The sequence below is a fragment of the Arthrobacter sp. zg-Y1116 genome (assembly GCF_024385485.1).
Taxonomy (GTDB): domain Bacteria; phylum Actinomycetota; class Actinomycetes; order Actinomycetales; family Micrococcaceae; genus Arthrobacter_B.
This window is the reverse complement of sequence record NZ_JANFLR010000004.1, coordinates 183,116-202,337: the sequence shown is the minus strand read 5'-3', so window position 1 is coordinate 202,337 and position 19,222 is coordinate 183,116. Positions and strand designations below refer to the sequence as shown.

Genomic DNA, 19,222 nt, shown 5'->3' with positions numbered 1-19,222 from the left:
GATGCGCCATTTCTCCTACCTCAGCGAGCCGGAAACCGCCCGCCTGTTCCATCTCGCACCGCAGGAACTGACCCTCGATTCCGACGCCGGACTGCTGGCGACCGCGCTCGGGGCCACGCTTTACTGCCCCGCAACCCGCCCGGACCTGGTCAAGGACGTCCGCAAACAGGCTGCCCGCGGAGCCGTCAGCATGGTCATCTGCCTGGAGGATTCCATTGCCGACGCCGAGGTTCCGGCAGCAGAGACCAACGTGGTGGAAGCCGTCGCCGAGCTGCACGCTGCCGGCATCCGGAAGGCCGGCGACCCCGAAGACCTGATGCTCTTCGTCCGCGTCCGCACTCCCGAACAGCTGCTGGGCCTCGCCGAGCGCGGCGGGCAGACCCTGGACGTCCTCACCGGGTTCGTGATTCCGAAGTTCGAGAACACGTCGGGTGCCGCCCAGCGCTTCCTCGACGCCCTGCATACCGTGAACGACGCCCGCTGGGCCGTCGATCCCGGTGCCCGGCCGCTGCGGATCATGCCGATCCTCGAGTCTCCGCTGATGATCCACGCCGAGACCCGCACGCATACCCTCGGCGGCATCTTCGAGGTGCTGGAAGCGAACCGGCCGGACATCCTGGCCGTGCGGATCGGCGCCACGGACATGTCCAGCGCCTACGGGCTGCGCCGTTCCCGGGACCTCACCATTTACGACGTCAAGGTGGTCTCCGCGGTGATCGGGGACATCGTCAACATGCTCGGCAGGCCGGGCGGCTTTGTCATCAGCGGCCCGGTCTGGGAACACTACAGCTCCGGCGAGCGCCTGCTGCGCCCGATGCTGCGTTCCTCCCCCTTCGCGGACGCCGACGAGCTGGGCCTGCGCCAGCGGCTGCTGACGGCGAACCTGGACGGGCTGATCCGCGAAATCGAACTGGACCAGGCCAACGGACTGCTCGGCAAGACCGTCATCCACCCCTCGCATGTTCCCCTGGTCCACGCCATGTCCGTGATCAGCCACGAGGCGTACCTGGATGCCCTCCACATTTCCGGCGAGGCCGGGGGCGGCGCCGCGGCGTCGCCCTACCGCAACAAGATGAACGAAATGAAACCGCATCAGGCGTGGGCAGCTTCCACCCTCGTCCGGGCCGCTGCCTTCGGCGTGGCAGCCCCCGACATCACCTATGTAGATCTTCTGGAAGCGAGCATGAATTGAAGCACCACCCCTGGACCGGCGGATTTGTGAACGAGGCCCTGGGAGTGCGGATCACCTCTGATCCTGCAGCGCTGCTGCCGGTAGAGGACCTGGTGGGACTGGCATTGCGCCGCAACCCCCGCCGCGCGCACCTGCTCGTGTCCCGCGTGCTGGCCAAACATGTACCCACCGAACCGGCACTCGTCCTGGCTGCCGGAGAGCTTCTCGGCGCACTGGCCGGAGCGGCACTCGGCAGCACGGTGGACGACGCCGTGCTGCGCGGCGTCGCAGCCGACCTTGCGGCGGTGCTCGAGGACGGCGAGAGTACAGCCGGATCCAGGCGGGCAAACGACGACAGCGGCCGGCACGCCGCGGCCCGCACACCGCGCGCCCGGCTGCAGTATGCCCGTGAACGGCTCTGGGACCTGCCCGTCGCCCACCCCGAGGTGGTGACCATCGGCTACGCGGAGACCGCCACCGGTCTGGGCCGGCTCGTCGCCGACATGCTGGGCTCCTACTACATCCATTCCACCCGGCACGCACCCGCGGGTGCGGTGGCGTACGGCGCCTTCGAGGAAGCCCATTCACACGCCACCTCGCACCGGCTGCTGCCCGTGGACCCCGCCCGGCTGAACAGCCCTACCCCCGTGGTGCTGGTCGACGATGAGCTCAGCACCGGCGCCACCGTCATCAACACCATCACCGAACTGCATGCCGCCGCACCGCATCCGCTCTACGTAGTGGCCTCGCTGATCGACCTGCGCTCGGACACCGACCGTGCCCGTTTCGACGAGCTCGCGGACGAGTTGGGCTGCAGCATCCGCGTGGTCGCGCTGGGGACGGGCAGCATCGAACTGGGCGAGGACATCCTGGCCCGGGCCGAGGAACTGATCGGCGGATTGGCTCCTCAGGAGTCCGCCGGCGCAGAGCCGGCCGGTACTGAGCCGGCCGCGTTGTCCGCTGCCGTTTCCGACCCCGGTAGCGTGACCGTGCTGGATTACTCCAGTGCCGCACGCAGCCTGCGCAGCGACCGCTTCGGCAACCGTGCCGGCATCTCCTCCGAATACCTCGGCACCCTGCCGGACGCCCTGCCCGGAGCAGTCTCGGCAGAGAGCCTGGCGCTCGTTGCCTCCCGCATCTCCGCCGCGCTGCCCGCTTCGGCGGAATCGGTGCTGCTCCTGGGTTGCGAGGAATTCATCCATGTGCCGCTGACCATCGCCAACGCCGTGGCCGAGGCCCTGCCGGGCGCCACGGTCCGGTTCTCCACCACCACCCGCTCCCCCATCGTCCCGATCGACCGGCCGGATTACGCCATTGCCAATGCCGTGGACTTCGCCAGCCACGATGTCACCGAGGATGGTCCCGGCCCACGGCACGCCTACAACGTCGGACCCCGCCGAGCTGCCGACGACAGCGCCTCGGACACCGGCTTCGACAGCATTGTGCTCCTGCCCGAACCCGGCACCGACCCTGCATCCATCAGCGGCCCGGGCAGCGTGACCGAGGCGCTGCGCGCGGTGACCGGCGCCGTCGTCGTTGTCCTGTTGCCGGCCGATGTCCCCGCGCCCGAGGACTGGACCGGTTCCGTTGCCGCGGCCGTGCCGCTGACCGGCCCGGAGTTCGGGTCCTACGCGCCCGAGGACGTGACCTGGCTGCTGAAGGACCTGCGCGACGCCCAGCTGGAGGCCCCCACCGCCGAGCGGGAGGCGGCCATCCAGTCCGGCGGGGCGAACTACGCGGAGTCGCTGCCGATGGAGTACCTGCCCTCGGCGCAGTACCAGGACCTGTACGAGGAGGCGCTGCGCCGTTCCGCGCCCCGGGTCGCGTCCGCCGTCGGCACCGTGACCGAACTGGCGCTGGCCACCCGAAACCGCGAACCGGTGCTGGTGTCGCTCGCCCGGGCCGGCACACCGATCGGGATCCTCATGCGCCGTTGGGCGCAGCGGATGCATGGGCTGGACCTGCCGCACTACACCATGAGCATTGTGCGCGGCGTGGGAATGGATGAAACGGCGCTGCGTTACCTGGCGCGGACGTACTCCCCGGAGCGGATCCTGTTCGTGGACGGCTGGACCGGCAAGGGTGCCATCACACGCGAGCTGACCGCGGCGCTGGATAAGTTCGAAGCCACCGACGGCGTGCGGTTCTCCCCGGAGCTCGCGGTGCTGGCCGATCCCGGCCACTCCGTGGGGCTGTTCGGCACGCGGGAGGATTACCTGATTCCGTCGGCCTGCCTGAACTCGACCGTCTCCGGGCTGGTGTCCCGCACGGTCTTCAACAAGGACCTGATTGCGCCGGACAATTTCCACGGCGCGAAGTTCTACGCGCATCTGGCCGGCGCCGATGTGTCGAGGGACTTCCTGACGGCGATCGAACGGCACTTCGACGACGTACGCCCCGAAGCGGAGGCTGCTGCGGCGTCACTCGCTGCTGCGGACCGGACCCCCACGTGGGTGGGCTGGCAGGCAGTGGAGCGCCTAAGCGAGGAATACGGCATCCACAACGTGAACCTGGTGAAGCCCGGCGTCGGCGAGACCACCCGTGTGCTGCTGCGCCGGGTGCCGTGGAAGGTGCTGGTGCATCCCGGGGCGCTGGAGGACGTGGCGCATGTGCTGCTTCTGGCCGAACAGCGCGGCGTGCCCGTGGAGGAAGTGCCGGACCTGCCGTTCAGCTGCGTGGGCCTGATCCATCCCCGGTTCACTGCCGGCGCCGTGGGCGCCGACGGGCGGGCCGTTGCTGCTGCCGTTCCGGGGGCCGACGCGTGAAGACGATGCTCGCGTCCGACCTGGACCGCACCCTGATCTACTCCGCCAACGCGCTGTTCCTGAACACCGAGGACGCCCTGGCTCCGGCCATGGTGGTGGCCGAAGTCTATGAGGGTAAGCCGCTGTCCTTCATGACCCGTGCCGCCGAGGCGCTGCTGGTCTCCGCCGCGGAAGTCTCCGTGTTCGTCCCCGTGACCACGCGGACCGTGGCCCAGTACCGCCGCATCCAGCTGCCCGGCCCGACGCCGGAGTATGCCGTCACCACCAATGGCGGCGTCATCCTGCACCATGGGGAGCCCGACGCCGACTGGCAGGCCTCCGTGCGCGGCCTGGTGGGCTCCGGGTGCGCGCCGCTGGCCGAGGTTGAGGCCTACCTGGGCCGTCCTGAGTTCCATGAATGGATTCTGAAGCTTCGTTCCGCTGAGGACCTGTTCGCGTACGCGATTGTGGACCGGGATGCCCTCCCCGGTGAGTTCCTGCTGGCTCTGGAGGACTGGTGCGATGCGCGCGGCTGGACCGTGTCGCTGCAGGGCCGCAAGCTCTACTGCGTACCCACGCCGGTCACGAAGCAGCAGGCCGTGGCCGAGGTTGCCCGCCGGATCGGTGCGGACCGCATCATCGCGGCCGGGGATTCGCTGCTGGACCGGCCGATGCTGGAGTGCGCCGACGTGGCGTTCCGTCCCGCGCACGGCGAGCTGGACGACGCCGGCTACTTCGATCCGCACCTTCAGGTCACCGAGGCGCGCGGGGTTCTGGCCGGGGAAGAAATTGTCCGGCTGATGCTGGGGCTGGTGCGGGGATAGGGCTGGCTGGTCGCGAGGCATTTAGGCTGCCGGAAGGCGTTGGGAAAATCAGGCAGTTATGCCGTTAAGCCTTCGATTGTTATTCCCTTTCAAGGATAGGATCGGCTCCGCAACCTCGCTCTTTGCTGGATTTATGAAAGGTCTCATCCATGTCTCAACAGCCAGGTGCTTTGAAAGGCGGGGTACGCCCTCCCCGTAAGCCTCCCTTTTTGCCGCTCCTCTTTCCCGTCATGGCTCTGGCTGGTGCTGTGTACGTGTTCGTCTATGGAAATCAGGATAAGTTGCCCTCTGATTTCCCTTTGCTTGGGGCTGGTCTGCTCTTTGGTGCCATAGTCGTGCTACTTCCACTCCGGTCGCCGTGGATTTTCCTCGCCGCCCTGATTGGCTCATGTCTATCCTTTTTCATTGTCGGCATGCCCGCGCTTGCATGGAATCTAGGTCTCATTGTCGGCATGCTGACCGGAATAGGCCTGCAGGAGATGCGGATCGAGATGCGCAAGAATGCCCGCACCGGAGAGTGGTTTTTGGGGTATCGAGGATTTAACTCGGTCAGCGAAATCTGGCAGGCCGCAGTCACGGAACTCCAGGCCATGGACGGCGGCCGGAAGGCGAGGCACTCGCTGCTGATTGAGCATGGATCTGCGCACCTGCAAATCTCGGGAAGTATCACCACGGGCCTGGTGTGCCACCGCAATCCCGATGTTGACCACCAGGACACCTGGGCGGTACTGATTGTTGATCAGTCATCTTCGGGAGCGGGTTCCGGCTTCCAGGTCACCGCCCCGCAGGGGAATAGCGAACCCGTGGTGTTCGTACACGGTCTGAGCACGGCGGAGAAGGCATTGAATGACTTCCTCGCCAATCCCGACGAAATTCCCGGGCCCCCTAACTGGAAAACGGGAATTCCCAAGAGTGCAGTCCCGAAGGTCCGCTGGTAAGCCCTTTCCACTCGCAAGCTGCCGGACGGAGCTGCGGATACACCGGCCTAGATGTTGATCCGCGGCGGGGCAGGAGCGGGCTCGGTGATGGGGCGGTCCCTACCGATCACCCCTGCTGCGTAGCTCAGGAATTCATCCAACCGCCGGTTAAAGCTCTCCGCAACACCAAAGGACTTACCGCTGCCGAGCCGGAAACCGAAGGTGTCGAACGCGTGCACCTCGATGGAGGTGCCGGTCCCGGATTCGGACGCGTTGAAGGTCAGTGCGACGGGCATATTGGCGCGGCCTTCAGCCGTCATGTTTCCCCAGGTCCGGTACAGCGCGTTGGACCCCATGTGCACTTCCAGCGAGGACTTTCCCCGCCGAACCTCCTCTCCGTGGGTGGAGAAGGCCGTGGCCAACGCGTCCAGGACCGCCTGCGGCGGCTGGGCCGAGGTCCACTGTTCCTTCTTTTCCACTATCGGTTTAGTGCTGAACAACGGCATGGCGATACCCCCTGATCGAGACGGGTTTATTTGAGACTGTCTGTTTATTCGGTGAAGGCCTGTTCGTACACGATCGCCTGACTAGGCATTAGAACTCCGGAGACCCGAAGCAAAACTGCGCCGTCCAGATGGTGATACTCGGTACCGAATGCCGGGCCCAGGCTCGCAAGAGTCTCCTGAATATATGCCGACCGGGTTTGTGCGTCTTCGGGAGTCGCGAACACCTCAACTACGGCCCCACCATCCACACCCGTTTCACTAGGGTCAGCGGCTGTATCGGCAATCCAGGCTGCGCTGGTGTATTGACCGGGACGGCCAATCAAACCATTCGAATCGTTGGTTTCCGTTACCTCCGTGATCGCGCTAATTGTAGGTACGCTCGCCTTGAGACGTTCTGCCACAGCCACAGCAGTCTCGGACTCAGCTACTTCAGGGGCCTCGGGCGTCTCAGGCGTCTTGGTCGGGACAGATACGGTCGAAGGCGTTGCGGCCGACTCATTTCCGGCTTCGTTGTCGTCGGAACTACAACCAGTCAGTGCAATTGCACCAATCAGCAGCACGGTAGCCATATTTATCTTGCTCATTTTTCCTTTTTCTTTTCACCTGAAATAACTTCCAAAGACTAACGTCCGCTAGCTATTGCGGATGCTTTCGACACAGCCCGGCGCTGCCGAAACATGCGGGCGGTAGAGTGCTCGCATGAGCGAGCAGGATGAAGACCCGCGGGACAGTGAGGATCGAGGCGAGCGCCGGCGTGAAATCGACGCTGCACTCCATTCCATCCTCACGAAGGACGCCGAACTGCTTGCCCGGCTGGCTGACGCGTAGGTAAGCGCCTACACCCGCTCCAGCAGCATCGAGACGCCCTGGCCCAGCCCCACGCACATGGTCACCAGGGCCTTCGAAGCACCCTCACGTTCCATCCGGTTCAGCATCGTCACCGTAAGCCGGGACCCGGAAGACCCCAGCGCATGCCCCAGAGCGATGGCCCCGCCGTCGCGGTTCACGATGGACTCGTCCAGGTTCAGAGCGCGTATGCACGCCAGCGACTGTGCGGCGAAGGCCTCGTTCAACTCCACGGCTTCGAGATCGCCAAGCGACCAGCCCGCCCGGTCCAGCACCTTCTGCGTTGCAGGCACCGGTCCGATGCCCATCACGGCGGGCGCCACACCGGCGGAAGCGCCGTCGACAATCCGGGCGCGGGCATTCAGACCCAGCCGACGGACGGCATTGGCGCTGGCGACGACGACGGCGGACGCGCCGTCGTTCAGTGAGCTCGAGTTCCCGGCGGTCACCACGCCGTCGGGCCGGACGATGGGCCGCAGATTCGCCAGCGCCTCGATGCTGGTTTCCCGGCGCGGTCCCTCGTCGGTCTTCACCACGCCCTTCTTCGTTTCCACCGGCACGATCTCGTCCGTGAAGAGCCCCTCGTCAATGGCTGCGAGCGCGCGCTGGTGCGAGCGCAGCGCGAAGGCGTCGGAATCTTCGCGGGAGATCCCGTCCCGGGTGGCCAGCTCCTCGGCGGTTTCGGGCATGGAATACGTGGTGCCGGGCAGGTCGTAGAACCGAGGGTTAGTGAAGCGGGCGCCGATCGCGGAATCGGCCAGCTCCCCCGGCTTGGCGAAGGCTTTCTCCGGTTTCGCCAGCACCCACGGCGCCCGAGACATCGACTCCACTCCCCCGGCCACCACAATGTCCGCGGCGCCTGACTTAATCATCTGCGAGGCCGTGATGATCGCGCTGAGCCCGGAGGCGCAGAGCCGGTTTACGGTCATCGCCGGCACGGTGTCGGGGAACCCGGCCAGCAGGGCCGCCATCCGTGCCACGTTCCGGTTGTCCTCGCCGGCCTGGTTCGTGTTGCCCAGCAGTACCTCGTCGACGTCGGCAGGGTTCACCCCTGCGCGGGCCACCGCCTCCTGCAATACCAGGGCCGCGAGATCGTCGGGGCGGACGCTTGAGAGGGCACCGCCGTAGCGGCCGACGGGAGTGCGGACGCCGGACACCAGATAAGCCTCAGTCATGCTGGAAATAGTACTGCGCCCGCAATAGTAATGTGACTTGGACAACACGCCGCCGATTCCGGCAAGACACCACGTTCGGGCCGCGAAGCTGCGGCCGCAGGAGGAACCATGAGCACGCCCACGACGCCGTCCACCGCCTCGGCCTCCCCCTCCCCCGCCGCGGCCTCTCCCGCCCTCGCGGCACCGGACCTCGAAACCCTCCGGACGGCGTCGGACGTCTTGGGCCTGGACGGACTCCTCAGCGAGGACGAACTGGCTCTGCGCGCGAAGGTCCGCGCCTTCGTGGACGAGCGCATCCGGCCGAATATCAAGGACTGGTACGAAGACGCCGTCTTCCCGGTGGAAATCGTCCGGGAACTGGGCGACCTCAGCGTGCTCGGCATGCATCTGGAGGGCTACGGCTGCCCCGGCCGCTCCGCCGTCGAATACGGGATCGCCGCGATGGAACTGGAGGCCGGCGATTCGGGCCTGCGCACCTTCGTCTCCGTGCAGGGGTCGCTGGCCATGACCGCCATCCATAAATGGGGGTCGGAGGAACAGAAGAACCGGTACCTGCCGGGTATGGCCCGCGGCGAACTGATCGGCTGCTTCGGCCTCACCGAACCCACCGCCGGATCCGACCCGTCCAGCATGAGCACCTTCGCAGTGCACGACGGCGACGGCTGGGTCCTGAGCGGCGCCAAGCGGTGGATCGGGCTGGCCTCCATTGCCGACGTCGCAGTGATCTGGGCGCAGACCGACGACGGCGTCCGCGGCTTCCTCGTTCCCACGGACACCCCGGGCTTCTCCGCCGTGCCGATCGAACCGAAGCTCTCCATGCGTGCCTCCATCCAGTGCGATGTGTTCCTGGCGGACGTGCGGGTGCCCGACTCGGCGCTGCTGCCCGGCGCGAAGGGCCTGCGCGGACCGTTCTCCTGCCTGAACGAGGCCCGCTACGGCATCCTCTGGGGTTCGATGGGCGCGGCCCGGGACAGCTACGAGGAGGCACTGAAGTACTCGCTGGAGCGGCTGCAGTTCGACAAGCCGCTCGCCGCCTACCAGATCACCCAGGAGAAGCTGGTGAACATGCTGCTGGAAATCTCCAAGGGCGTGCTGCTGGCGATCCACACCGGCCGCCTCAAGGATGCCGGCACGCTGGAACCGGTGCAGATTTCCGTGGGCAAGCTGAACAATGTGCGCGAAGCGATCGCGATCTGCCGGGACGCCCGCGCCATCCTGGGCGGCAACGGCATCACCTTGGACTATTCACCGCTCCGGCATGCGAACAACCTCGAATCGGTGCGGACCTACGAGGGCACCGACGAAGTGCACACCCTGATCCTGGGCCAGCACATCACGGGGATTTCCGCATTCCGGTAGGCGGCGCTGGTTTACCGGGCGGCACGGGTTACCGGGCGGCAGGCAGAACGGCTTCGATGGCTGCCTCGGTCGAGTCCGGTGCGTCTGACGGCGGGGCGAACGACGACGGCGGCGGGGTTGGCCGCGGAGGCGAAGGCGGATCGGGCGGGAACGGGAATTCCGGCGGAATGACCGGAATGTCCGGGTCCGGCGTCCCCGGTTCCGGCGGACCCGGCGGTGTGGGCGGTGCCGGGGGCGGTGCCGTCGGGTCAGGACTCGGCGGGGAGGTCGGCGGTTCGGTGGGAGGCGTCGGCGGCTCCGTGGGTGGCTGCGGAGGCGGCTCGCCCGGGTCGGTCGGCGGTCCAACAGGCGGCTCAACCGGCGGGGGCTGCGGCGAATCGGCCGGCGGATTCACCGGGGGCTGAGGCAGGGGTTGGGGGTTCCGGGCGGCTTCTTCAGCACGTGCGAGTTCTTCGGCTGCCCGCTGTTGCGCCTCCTGCTCCCGTCGGTTCGCGTCCGCCTGACGCGCCCTTTCCGCTTCCGCTTGGCGTGCCTTTTCCTCCTGCTCGGCCTGCACCTGCTGGGATACGGATGCACGGTCCAGCCACACAAGATCCCCGGCCGGGTTGCGCGTGCAGCGGTACGCGACCTGGCGTTCCGTGCGCGTGTCCCCTTCGCTGACACACGGACTGTTTCGAAGGGACACCTGCTGAAGCGGCTCCTGCACCAAAGCATCCGCAAGTACGGCAACGTCGCCCGGCTCATCCGTCGAATCGTCGATCGCGTCCTCCACACCCGACGGCAGCGGCAGGTTCAGCACAGCCCCGGGCGGCGGCGTCGTCGGCGGCAGGGCGAAAAGATCGGGCCGCGGCCGAAGGCCTTCGGCATCCGCGGACACTGAACTTCGAACGGGATCGGGCGTCGAGACGACTCCTGCGACCATACCGACCACCAGCACCACGGCCCCGAGGGACAGGGCGAATTTGCGCTGTTCGAGCGTGTCCAGATTGGCCCAGCTGCGGCGTCGGAAGCCCAGCGCATACAGCGCGGTGAGCACCAGCAGCGATCCGGTGGCCAGCAGCCACACGATGACGCCGAGGCTCCCCTGCAGTGCCGCCACCCAGAGCAACCCGGCCGTCAGGCCGAGGACCAGCCAAGCGGAGCGGGGATTTCCGAGCTCGGGACTTCGCTGCGGCATGGACGCATCGAGGGGACCTGCTGCCGGTGTTGATTCGTGCGACATGATGCCTCAGCGCTGTGGAACCGGGCCGGCCTCCCCCGTTCCGCAAACCGCGGCCGGCTTCTGATGCGGCAACAACGCCGGCTTCCGGGATACCGGAGCCGTTAACGGAAGTTGCCCCTGGAACCACGCTAGGCGGGTCCAAGGGCAACATCTACTGCTTCCGGAAACTGGTGGGATTACTCGCAGCCGACGCCGTCGCCGTCGCGGTCCAGGTGGGTGCCGTAGCCGGGCCCGCCGGCGTAGACGGGAGCGCCTCCGGCGTTACGAGCCGCAGTGCAGTTGGGGTAGTAAACGCTGGCCGGCGGCGCGGGCGGTGCCGGAGCCGGAACCACGGGGGCGGGAACAGCCTGCTGGCGGGCCTGTTCATCCGCCACCCGCTGCGCTTCCGCCGCTGCTGCCGCCTGCTCGTCGGCCACGCGCTGGGTCTCCGCTGCTGCCGCCTCGTCGGCGAGACGCTGCTGTTCGGCTGCGGCGGCTTCCTCTTCCGCCTGCTTGTCCGCAGCTTCCTGGCGCTCGGCAATCAGTTTGATCGAGCTGTCCTCGTCCATCCAGACGAGCAAGCCGTTGTCATTCTCCGTGCAGACATAGACCACGGACTGGGACGTCGGCGTGGCTGACGGCGAAGCCGTGGTCGACGACGGAGACGCGGATGACGAACGCGTTGCCTTGGCGGATTTGGTGGATGCGGACGGGGTGGGGGTTGCTGTTCCCGCCTGCTTCTGCGTCTGGGTGGCACCGGCGGTCTTGCAGGCCTTATTGGCGATCTGCGTCGCAGTCGGCGTCGGCGTCGGCGTCGGGGACGAAGTGGTCTTGGTCGGCGACGGCGATGGAGTGGCGGCAGCAGGTTCGGCATCGCCGCCGCCGCAACCGGACAGGACGACGACGGTGCTGAGCGCCAGCGCGCCGATTGTGAGCACCCGGGAGCGGGCGGAAGATGCGGTGCTGCGGGTCATCGTTGACGCGGTGCGGCGGGCGGGCAAAACAGACATAGGTCCCCCATGGACAAAACAGTCGAATGTGGATGCAAATGCATCGACCCGAAGACTACAGGACTTGTGGAGGATCAGTTGCCATTTGGAACTGGCACCAAGCAGTCCGGTCCGACGTCGATCCTCTAGCCGATGCCCGGACAGCACCGTAGCCTCTCTGCACGTCCCCAGGAGGTTGCAATGGAGTGGAACGTTCTCTGGCCCGTCCTCGGAGTGCTGGTCGGCTTCGGTGCAGGCTGGCTGGCCAAGCGGAGCATGGATCGCCGGCACGAGTCCCGGGCGCTCAACGAGCTGGTCACCTACCTGCACCTAAAGCGGACGCTCGCGCCGATCGATCCCCAGCCGGCGCAGGGCGGACCGATGGAAGCCCGGCACCGGTCCGCCGTGCAGGACCTGCGGGAAAACGTCATGGAGACACTCGCGCACCTCACGCCCGGATCCGGTGCTACCGAGGTAATGATGCGAATGTCAGCCGCCAGCAACCGCTACCTGCGCGATGTTGCCGCAGATCCGGAGAGCTACCAGTTCGCGTTGATGGAGCTGCGGAGGAACCTGGATGAGGACCTGCGCATCCTCACCGACGGCCGCCGTGACGTCCGGTACCTCAGCCCCGGCGGGGCCCCGGTTCGCAAACGGACGCCGCCGTCGTCGTCCGGGATTAGGCGACCGGGCGGGACTACGCGGCCGAGCGGGAGGGCCCGAACCCGTCGATGACGAAACCCGCGGTGGCACGGCCCGTGGCCGCCGCATCTTCCGGCGAGGCACCGCGGAGCAGCATGCCCAGCACGCCGGTGAAGATCAGCAGCAGGTGGGCCGCCAGCGCGTCGGCGTCGTCAGCGCCGACAACGGGCACCGCAAGTTCGCGGAAGCGGTCGGTGAGCAGCTGCGTATCCTGCGACAGGGTTTCGGCGAGCTGCCGGCCCGGGTCGACGGTTTCTGCAGCGACGCCGAGCGCGGCACACCAGCGCGCAGCGGATGCGCCGGACCGGTAGCTGGTCAGGGCGGGAAAGACCGCCAGGAGCCGGTCCCGGTCCGTGGCGGCGGCAGCGATTTCGAGCTGCCACGCCGCATCCCAGTTCTCCAGCCGGCGCCGCAGCGCCTCCGCAATCAGGCCCTCCTTGTTGCCGAAGTGCGCGTACAGCGTCGCCGGAGCAACGTTGGCGCGCTGCAGGATCCGGTCCACGGGTGTCGCCGCGACACCCTGCGTGAAGGCGAGCTCCTCGGCGGCATCGAGCAGACGGTTCCGTGCACTGGGTTGTCCAACCATGCCGCCAGCATATAACGTACGTTTCAATGAAACGACCGTTACAGCCTTCTCTTCCGACCGCCGGCCCGCTCTTCGCGGTCGCCGCGGTAACCCTTATCGCCGCGACCTACGGCCTGGCGCGGCTGGGCTACGGCCTGTTCCTGCCCGCCTTTTCCACGTCCTTCGACCTGACCCCGGCCGTCGGCGGACTGCTCTCCTCCGGCGCCTCGGTGATCTACTGCGTGTCGGCCGCGCTGGGGTTCGTCTACGCGCCGCGGCATCCGCGGCTGATGACCATTTTGGCGGGGACGACGGCGGCACTCGGCTCAGCGGGTATCGCCGCGGCTCCGTCCACGGGCTTTTTTGCCGCGGCCGTGCTGCTGGCCGGGATGGGTGCAGGGTTCGCTTCCCCCGCCCTGGTGGAACTGGTGCAGCGGAACACGAAGCCGTTCTCCGTGGCGAAGCGGCAGTCGGTGGTGAACTCCGGCACCGGCTTCGGGGTAGTTGCAGCCGGGCTGCTTGCACTGCTTCTGGGATCCTCGTGGCGGCTGGCGTGGGGGCTGATCGCGGTCATCGCGGTGGCGGGCATGGTCGGGGTACTGCTGGGTGACGTCTCGCGGGGCCGTGGGAGTCTCCAAGGCAGCAGAGCGGGCGCGGGCGGGACGGAAGACGCGGGCAGGAACGACGACGCCGGGCGCCGGCAGCGCGGCGGAAGCCGGCAGCGGGGATTGGGCCTGGGCGCGTTGAAATGGCCGCTCGCCGCCGCCTTCACCTACGGCATCGGCTGCGCCGCGGTCTGGGTGTACGGACGCACCCTGCTCGAGGACCAGGGCGGCATGCCCGTCACTTTGTCTGCCGGGGCCTGGATTGCCCTTGGTGTCGGCGGCGCCGCCGCGGTCATGACCGCCCCGTGGCTGGCCCGGCACTCGATCCGCCTCACCTGGCCGGTCACGGTGCTGGCCACCGCGGCGGCCACCGCGGGGATGGCCGTCGCACCGGGGAGTACCGGGATCTCCTTCGCCGCGGCCGCACTGTTCGGTCTGGCCTACACCGCCGCGACGTCGGTCCTCATCATCTGGGCCACCGCGACGGCGAGCAGCAGCGCCGCCGGCACCTCGGCCCTCTTCATCAGCCTCATCCTGGGGCAGGCCGCCGGGGCGGCCCTGACCGGTGCCCTCATCGAAGCGTCCGGCTTCGGGCTGGCCTTTGCCGTTTCCGCGGCGGCGTGCGGCGTCAGCGCTGCCGGGGTCATTGCCCGCATCCGAACCCACGACATATCGACGGACGACGGACTCCGGACTGCCCGTTCCGGGGCCGCGTCCTGATCGAAAGCCGGGGCGGTCACCCGGGGTTGCTTTCAGAACCCCGGAGCCCGCAAGGTCACACCCTGCGGATATGCTCCGGACGCAGCTCGGCCACGCTCGTGACGCCGAGCAGCTGCATCACCAGGGTCATTTCCGTGCGCAGCAGGTCCAGGGTGCGTTCGGCGCCCTGTCGGCCGCCGGCCATCAACCCGTACAGGTAGGCCCGGCCGATGAGCGTGAAGTCCGCGCCGGCAGCAAGCGCCGCCACAATGTCGCCGCCGGACATGATGCCTGAGTCCAGGATGATCTCCGCCTCGGGTCCGACGGCAGCCCGGATGGACGGCAGGATCCGCAGCGGCACCGGGGCGCGGTCCAGCTGCCGTCCGCCGTGGTTGGAAACCACCAAGGCGTCCGCGCCGCGGGCAAGGACCTCGACGGCGTCGCCGGGCGTTTGGATGCCCTTGACGATGAGCTTGCCCGGCCACGTTTCACGCAGCCAGTCCAAGTCGCCGAAGTTCAGCGAGGCTTCGAACATGGTGTTCACGGTTTCGGCCAGGGAGACCCGTTCACCCTCGAAGTTGGCGAAGCCCAGCGGTTTGGTGGTGAGGAAGTTGAACCACCACTCGGGCCGGTAAGAGGCGTCCAGAATGGTTTTGGCGGTCAGGGTGGGCGGCATCGTCATGCCGTTGCGGGTGTCGCGCAGCCTGGCGCCCGCCACCGGGGTGTCCACTGTGACGATCAGCGCGCCGTAGCCCGCCGCGGCGGCCCGCTGCACAAGTTCGCGGGAACGTTCGCGGTCCTTCCAGAGGTAGAGCTGGAACCATTTGGCGGCGTCGGGCACCGTGGTAGCCAGTTCCTCGATGGAGGCCGTACCCATGGTGGAGAGCGAGAAAGGCACCCCGAAGGCGGCCGCGGCCTGCGCGCCGCCCACCTCCCCTTCGGTGTGCATCAGCCGCGTCAGCCCGGTGGGACCGATGCCGACCGGCATGGCCGACTCCGTGCCGGCGATCTTGGTGCTCAGATCCACGTCGGTCACATCGCGCAGCACATGCGGCACAAATTCGATGTCATTGAAGGCCTCGCGGTTGCGCTGCAGGGCGTGCTCCCCGAACGAGCCGCCATCCACGTAGTCGAAGGCTGCGGCCGGGATCCGGCGTTTGGCGATGTCCCGCAGTTCCCAGATGTTGGTTGCCCTGGCCAGGCGGGCACGGCGGCGGTCCAGGTCGAAGGATCGAAACTGGACGAGATCGCGGAGTTCGGAGTACTGGGGAATTCGGCGTTTCATGGCTGCTTTCTGGCTCGGCTTGGCGCCAGTCTAGGACGGCGGGGCCGTCATGGAGCAGGAGTTGACCGATCTTTACGCGCAGCCTCAACACCTCCCGAAAACAGCGAAGCCAGCGGAGGATATCCGCTGGCTTCGGTTGCAGCCATCCACCGACCCCCCACAGGCAGCGGATGCTACAGATACAGCGCGCCGAGACGCGCCGGAAAACGGGAACGGAGGCCGGTGAGCCTTCGAGGTGGAGACTTCGGCAGTGACCCCCCAGCCACAAATGCACGAAGATTCCCCATCGGCCCAGGATCGCTCCGTCCGCCGTTCATGAACTTTTCAGTCCGTCTCACACATGTGTGAGACATGGGTGAGACGCTACCACCGCTAGGTGTCCGGGTCAAAGTATTTCTCGGCGACGTGATGCTTCGAAGAACGCCGCGGGGCAAAGGGGCGGAAGGCTAGTGATCCTCGTCCAGGATTTTCGCGATGGCCTTCAAGGCCTCCGGATCCACCGGGCCCAGGGCCCGAGCCGCGAAGTTCCGCACCTCGGCGCGGCGCAGGCTGCGGAGCAGTTCCAGTTCGGCCTCGACCCGCTCGGGCAGGTTTCCGTCCTCCTGCAGCAGGTAGTCGGGATCGACGTCGAAGACGGCGGCAATGGCGCGCAGCGCTTCCTCTGGAACCACCTGCTCCTTGCCGGACTTCAGCAGCGACCACCGGGTGCGCGAGAGGTAGTAGCCCGCTTTCTGCGCGGCGTCCCTAATTGTCGGGTAGTCAAAGGGCTTTCCGGAGTCGGACATGATGACGTCCAGCAGGAGATTGATCTTCCGGGCAAGCGTTTCGGCTCGTCGGATGCCCGCAGCGCGCTCCGGGGGAAGATCAAAATCATTCACGTAGTTCAGCTCCAAGTCATCACTGCGAGGAAACAGCAGAAGGTGGCCGCTCCCAGGGCCGCGCCGGACAGCGCCTCCCGCAACGTATGTTCGCCGAGGGACACCCGGCTGAAGATCATCAACGGCGATAGTATCAACAGCCACGCCCAGCCCGCCCCGTATGTCGCCATAATCCAAAGCACGCCGAAGGTCAGCACGGACACGTGCGCCGAAACGTTGAGCCAGCGCCGGAAGAAGACGAGGCCCAGGTTGCCGAGCAGCAGCCCGGTCACCGTTTCGGGCACCGGCGAGGCCACGGGCAGGAGGTAGCAGACGACGGCGCCGGCCAGCATCAGGGCAGCCACCAGGGCGGCCCGCCAGCGGTCCGGTATCCCGCGGCGTCGGAACAGTCCCTTGGTGCCCTTGTAGATCGTCCCGGGCACCACGACGACGCCGGCCAGGAGCAGGAGCACGCCAACCGGTCCCAGCCCCGCCTGGATCCCCGCAGCAATGATGAGGACGGCCAGCACCAGGGCCGGCGGCAGGATTTTGGAGTACCAGCTAACCGCCGAGGACAGCTGCGCGGCGGGCCGGTGTTCCGTTGTCTTCAATTCTTCTGCCTATCTCGTCAATGATGCGGGTCTCCTCCGGCGACAGCAGCCCGGGTTCCAGGACCCGGATGTCGCCGATGAGGATGAACCAGCGGTAGAGCTGGGTCTTGGAGGTGCGGGCGTCGAGGGACACGTTGGCCGCTTCCAGAGCCCGCGTGCCTTCGCAGGTCTTCATCAGGCGGCGCACGATCGGCCGCAGGGCGTCCAGGTCTTTGGCACGACGACGGCGGGCGGCAGCGGCGGTTTTGAGGCGGGCGTAGGACGGTACCGCGAACCCGACCGCGAAGCCCAACATGGTCAGCGCCATGAGGATGCGGTAGCCGATGTAGAGGCCGAAGGATGCCTGCACGCCGGCAAATTCCAGGCCGATGAGCAGCATTTTCAGGGACACGGCGCCGACGCCGGCTCCGCACCCGGCGCTGAGGATGCCCACGCCGATGCCGAATTCCCGGGATTCTCCGCTCCTGTCCCGGCGCAGGCATTCGACACCGGTGTAGCCGAGCACCAGGCCGATCCAGGCAAAGAAGCTCGCCTGGTACGGGGCAATCGTGGGGATCGAGGCGAAGGTGTCGGTGAAGTTGGTGGCGGAGCCTGGGGTATCGGACACCAGCAGCAGGGTCGTCTGGATGACGGCCAGGACAACACCCATGCCGATCAGTACCTTCACGTGCCGCCCGCCGTCGTCGTCCGTTCTGCCGGTGGCCTTGAGCAGCAGGCGGCTCAGTTCCGTCATGCCGGCACCCATGAGCAGGTGGACGATCAGGTTGAGCAGGTTCCGCTCCCCCAGCAGGGAATCTACGAAGAGGTAGACCTGGTCAATGTTCAGGGTGGCGCCGGTGGCCACCGCGGCCATGCCAGGCAGGATGCCCAGCTTCCAGCCGAAGCGCAGGCCCACCAGCCGGATGATCACCAGCGTCCAGAGGGCGGCAGCCGGCAACATCTGCAGGGTGATCACTGGAAGGTCCGTTCAAAGGTGCTGGCGCTGTCGCGTTCCCGAGGCAGCAGGGCCAGCGAGAGCAGGTAGGCCACCTGCTCGGCGGCCCGTTCGGTTGCGTTCCAGGTCAGGGACCGCGCCAGCATCCGCCGGATTCCCTGGCGGCTGCCGATGTGCTGGAACACGGACGGCATGGTTGTTTCCACTCCGCCGCATCCTTGGTGGCGCAGGAGGATGTGCCCGAATTCGTGGCAGGCGGCGTGGGTGCGGTGCAGCCGGTTGTCGCCGGAGGGCAGCAGGATGATCGACTTCGTGTCCTTCTCGATCCAGAGACCGGTGACGGAAGGAATGACGGCGGAGTCGATGTCGCGCAGTTCAATGGGTTTTCCGTGTGTCTTGGTTACGGCGGCCAGCAGTTCATCGAAGGTGACGTGCTCGCCGAGCTGCAGGGCGGCGACCACTGCTTTTGAGGTGGCCCGTTCACCGGCGGACTTCCCGAATCGCGTTGTCATGAATCCCCCATCGTTGTTTCACATCTTTGCCAGGCAAATATGTAAAGAGACTGCCCCCGACTTTATCGCAATCTGTTGATTGGCCTCAGCGCGGGGCCCTAGGGCAGCAGCATGGCTGCGGCGAAGGTCAGGCATCCGGCGATGTGTCCGGCCAGGACCTGGGTGGGCGTGTGGTCGCCGAGCTTCACCCGGGACCAGCCCGTGGCCGAGGCCAGCAGCAGGGCCAGCGCTGCGCCGACCGCCGGGATCGGTGCCAGCAGGGCCAGCCCGACGTAGGCGGCGACGGCGGAATGCACCGACAGCTTCCACACCAGGTTCGCTGCCAGGCACAGCATCATGCCGATGAACACGCCGCCGATTTCGCCGAACATCGCGGCCGGGGCATCCAGCAGGACTAGGAGCAGTGCGCCGATGCCCAGCGACACGGCGGAGGCCGCCAGGATCGGTGCGCGTTGCGTCCGTACGCCCACATGATGGTCGGTGACCCTGCCGCGCCGCTTCAGCACCAGGATTCCGGCGAAGGGCAGCCCCACCGTGAACAGCGCCGCCGTGATGCCCTGCAGCCAAGTCACGCCCGGGCTGAGCAGCGGCTGCAGCAGAAGAAGAATTCCCACGAGGACGGCCGGTGCGGAGACTTCGGTGACGATGCGTGCCAGGCGGGTGGAGACGGTGGTGGCGCGTGATGCGGGCGGTGCGGTGGGCTGGCGGGTTTCGGGCATC

20 protein-coding genes are annotated in these 19,222 nt (G+C 67.1%); 8 read left to right on the top strand and 12 right to left on the bottom strand.

The window, feature by feature from the left end; genetic code table 11:
* Nucleotide 1 precedes the first annotated feature (1 nt).
* From NNX34_RS12365 to NNX34_RS12350, 4 genes are all read left to right on the top strand, one after another.
* Nucleotides 2-1,192 (top strand): HpcH/HpaI aldolase/citrate lyase family protein, encoded by a 1,191-nt coding sequence (locus NNX34_RS12365; RefSeq protein ID WP_255766828.1) that lies wholly within the window; start codon nucleotides 2-4, stop codon nucleotides 1,190-1,192.
* The gene (locus NNX34_RS12360; RefSeq protein ID WP_255766827.1) at nucleotides 1,189-3,936 is read left to right on the top strand and encodes a phosphoribosyltransferase domain-containing protein; all 2,748 of its coding nucleotides are present in this window, start codon (nucleotides 1,189-1,191) and stop codon (nucleotides 3,934-3,936) included. The genes NNX34_RS12365 and NNX34_RS12360 overlap by 4 nt, the downstream gene beginning before the upstream one ends.
* 5 nt (nucleotides 3,937-3,941) lie before the next feature.
* Entirely contained in the window at nucleotides 3,942-4,739 is a 798-nt protein-coding gene (locus tag NNX34_RS12355) for an HAD family hydrolase (RefSeq protein ID WP_255767248.1), read from the top strand.
* Between the two features lie 149 nt (nucleotides 4,740-4,888).
* The gene (locus NNX34_RS12350; RefSeq protein ID WP_255766825.1) at nucleotides 4,889-5,677 is read left to right on the top strand and encodes a hypothetical protein; all 789 of its coding nucleotides are present in this window, start codon (nucleotides 4,889-4,891) and stop codon (nucleotides 5,675-5,677) included.
* 47 nt (nucleotides 5,678-5,724) lie between these two features.
* On the opposite strand, the gene NNX34_RS12345 is transcribed toward NNX34_RS12350, so the two are convergent.
* On the bottom strand, nucleotides 5,725-6,135 hold the full coding sequence (locus tag NNX34_RS12345; RefSeq protein ID WP_255766824.1) for a hypothetical protein: 411 nt from the start codon (nucleotides 6,133-6,135) through the stop codon (nucleotides 5,725-5,727).
* 71 nt (nucleotides 6,136-6,206) lie between these two features.
* The gene (locus NNX34_RS12340) at nucleotides 6,207-6,746 is read right to left on the bottom strand and encodes a hypothetical protein (RefSeq protein WP_255766823.1); all 540 of its coding nucleotides are present in this window, start codon (nucleotides 6,744-6,746) and stop codon (nucleotides 6,207-6,209) included.
* A 115-nt stretch (nucleotides 6,747-6,861) separates the two neighbouring features.
* Between NNX34_RS12340 and NNX34_RS12335 the strand changes: the two genes are divergently transcribed.
* Entirely contained in the window at nucleotides 6,862-6,990 is a 129-nt protein-coding gene (locus NNX34_RS12335; protein WP_255766822.1) for a hypothetical protein, read from the top strand.
* Nucleotides 6,991-6,998: 8 nt separating this feature from the next.
* On the opposite strand, the gene NNX34_RS12330 is transcribed toward NNX34_RS12335, so the two are convergent.
* A complete protein-coding gene (locus NNX34_RS12330; RefSeq protein WP_255766821.1) occupies nucleotides 6,999-8,183 on the bottom strand; it encodes a thiolase family protein in 1,185 nt (394 codons plus the stop codon).
* Between the two features lie 108 nt (nucleotides 8,184-8,291).
* On the opposite strand from NNX34_RS12330, the gene NNX34_RS12325 reads away from it, so the two are divergent.
* Complete coding sequence (locus NNX34_RS12325) at nucleotides 8,292-9,542, top strand: acyl-CoA dehydrogenase family protein (protein WP_255766820.1); 1,251 nt, start codon at nucleotides 8,292-8,294, stop codon at nucleotides 9,540-9,542.
* 28 nt (nucleotides 9,543-9,570) lie between these two features.
* On the opposite strand, the gene NNX34_RS12320 is transcribed toward NNX34_RS12325, so the two are convergent.
* Nucleotides 9,571-10,764, bottom strand: coding sequence for a hypothetical protein (locus NNX34_RS12320; RefSeq protein WP_255766819.1), 1,194 nt, complete (start codon nucleotides 10,762-10,764; stop codon nucleotides 9,571-9,573).
* A 176-nt stretch (nucleotides 10,765-10,940) separates the two neighbouring features.
* Nucleotides 10,941-11,753, bottom strand: coding sequence for an excalibur calcium-binding domain-containing protein (locus NNX34_RS12315; RefSeq protein WP_255766818.1), 813 nt, complete (start codon nucleotides 11,751-11,753; stop codon nucleotides 10,941-10,943).
* A gap of 180 nt (nucleotides 11,754-11,933) precedes the next feature.
* Here NNX34_RS12315 and NNX34_RS12310 point away from each other — a divergent pair, with 180 nt between their 5' ends.
* Entirely contained in the window at nucleotides 11,934-12,467 is a 534-nt protein-coding gene (locus tag NNX34_RS12310; protein WP_255766817.1) for a hypothetical protein, read from the top strand.
* On the opposite strand, the gene NNX34_RS12305 is transcribed toward NNX34_RS12310, so the two are convergent.
* The gene (locus NNX34_RS12305; RefSeq protein WP_255766816.1) at nucleotides 12,430-13,020 is read right to left on the bottom strand and encodes a TetR/AcrR family transcriptional regulator; all 591 of its coding nucleotides are present in this window, start codon (nucleotides 13,018-13,020) and stop codon (nucleotides 12,430-12,432) included. The two genes, NNX34_RS12310 and NNX34_RS12305, sit on opposite strands and share 38 nt — an antisense overlap.
* A 26-nt stretch (nucleotides 13,021-13,046) precedes the next feature.
* Between NNX34_RS12305 and NNX34_RS12300 the strand changes: the two genes are divergently transcribed.
* On the top strand, nucleotides 13,047-14,324 hold the full coding sequence (locus NNX34_RS12300) for an MFS transporter (protein WP_255766815.1): 1,278 nt from the start codon (nucleotides 13,047-13,049) through the stop codon (nucleotides 14,322-14,324).
* Between the two features lie 55 nt (nucleotides 14,325-14,379).
* Here the strand turns inward: NNX34_RS12300 and NNX34_RS12295 are convergent, their stop codons facing one another.
* The 6 genes from NNX34_RS12295 to NNX34_RS12270 form a co-directional block, all read right to left on the bottom strand.
* Nucleotides 14,380-15,588 carry an alpha-hydroxy acid oxidase gene (locus NNX34_RS12295; protein ID WP_255766814.1) on the bottom strand — a complete coding sequence of 403 codons (1,209 nt, stop codon included), beginning with the start codon at nucleotides 15,586-15,588 and terminating at the stop codon, nucleotides 14,380-14,382.
* A 446-nt stretch (nucleotides 15,589-16,034) separates the two neighbouring features.
* Nucleotides 16,035-16,466, bottom strand: a complete 432-nt coding sequence (locus tag NNX34_RS12290) for a helix-turn-helix domain-containing protein (RefSeq protein WP_255766813.1) — start codon at nucleotides 16,464-16,466, stop codon at nucleotides 16,035-16,037.
* A 5-nt stretch (nucleotides 16,467-16,471) separates the two neighbouring features.
* Nucleotides 16,472-17,056 carry a hypothetical protein gene (locus tag NNX34_RS12285; protein ID WP_255766812.1) on the bottom strand — a complete coding sequence of 195 codons (585 nt, stop codon included), beginning with the start codon at nucleotides 17,054-17,056 and terminating at the stop codon, nucleotides 16,472-16,474.
* A complete protein-coding gene (locus NNX34_RS12280; RefSeq protein WP_255766811.1) occupies nucleotides 17,007-18,011 on the bottom strand; it encodes a hypothetical protein in 1,005 nt (334 codons plus the stop codon). The genes NNX34_RS12285 and NNX34_RS12280 overlap by 50 nt, the downstream gene beginning before the upstream one ends.
* Entirely contained in the window at nucleotides 18,008-18,502 is a 495-nt protein-coding gene (locus NNX34_RS12275; protein WP_255766810.1) for a hypothetical protein, read from the bottom strand. The genes NNX34_RS12280 and NNX34_RS12275 overlap by 4 nt, the downstream gene beginning before the upstream one ends.
* Nucleotides 18,503-18,600: 98 nt before the next feature.
* Nucleotides 18,601-19,221: a phosphatase PAP2 family protein gene (locus NNX34_RS12270; RefSeq protein ID WP_255766809.1), complete on the bottom strand. Its 621-nt coding sequence runs from the start codon at nucleotides 19,219-19,221 to the stop codon at nucleotides 18,601-18,603.
* Nucleotide 19,222 lies beyond the last annotated feature (1 nt).

Bases quoted from the DNA above. Each gene is read 5' to 3' on its own strand.
- NNX34_RS12350 (WP_255766825.1), top strand. From the start codon at position 4,889: ATGTCTCAACAGCCAGGTGCTTTGAAAGGCGGGGTACGCCCTCCCCGT.
- NNX34_RS12315 (WP_255766818.1), bottom strand. From the start codon at position 11,753: ATGTCTGTTTTGCCCGCCCGCCGCACCGCGTCAACGATGACCCGCAGC.
- NNX34_RS12325 (WP_255766820.1), top strand. From the start codon at position 8,292: ATGAGCACGCCCACGACGCCGTCCACCGCCTCGGCCTCCCCCTCCCCC.
- NNX34_RS12355 (WP_255767248.1), top strand. From the start codon at position 3,942: ATGCTCGCGTCCGACCTGGACCGCACCCTGATCTACTCCGCCAACGCG.
- NNX34_RS12335 (WP_255766822.1), top strand. From the start codon at position 6,862: ATGAGCGAGCAGGATGAAGACCCGCGGGACAGTGAGGATCGAGGCGAG.
- NNX34_RS12275 (WP_255766810.1), bottom strand. From the start codon at position 18,502: ATGACAACGCGATTCGGGAAGTCCGCCGGTGAACGGGCCACCTCAAAA.
- NNX34_RS12330 (WP_255766821.1), bottom strand. From the start codon at position 8,183: ATGACTGAGGCTTATCTGGTGTCCGGCGTCCGCACTCCCGTCGGCCGC.
- NNX34_RS12295 (WP_255766814.1), bottom strand. From the start codon at position 15,588: ATGAAACGCCGAATTCCCCAGTACTCCGAACTCCGCGATCTCGTCCAG.
- NNX34_RS12320 (WP_255766819.1), bottom strand. From the start codon at position 10,764: ATGTCGCACGAATCAACACCGGCAGCAGGTCCCCTCGATGCGTCCATG.
- NNX34_RS12310 (WP_255766817.1), top strand. From the start codon at position 11,934: ATGGAGTGGAACGTTCTCTGGCCCGTCCTCGGAGTGCTGGTCGGCTTC.
- NNX34_RS12340 (WP_255766823.1), bottom strand. From the start codon at position 6,746: ATGAGCAAGATAAATATGGCTACCGTGCTGCTGATTGGTGCAATTGCA.
- NNX34_RS12300 (WP_255766815.1), top strand. From the start codon at position 13,047: ATGAAACGACCGTTACAGCCTTCTCTTCCGACCGCCGGCCCGCTCTTC.
- NNX34_RS12270 (WP_255766809.1), bottom strand. From the start codon at position 19,221: ATGCCCGAAACCCGCCAGCCCACCGCACCGCCCGCATCACGCGCCACC.
- NNX34_RS12365 (WP_255766828.1), top strand. From the start codon at position 2: ATGCGCCATTTCTCCTACCTCAGCGAGCCGGAAACCGCCCGCCTGTTC.
- NNX34_RS12305 (WP_255766816.1), bottom strand. From the start codon at position 13,020: ATGGTTGGACAACCCAGTGCACGGAACCGTCTGCTCGATGCCGCCGAG.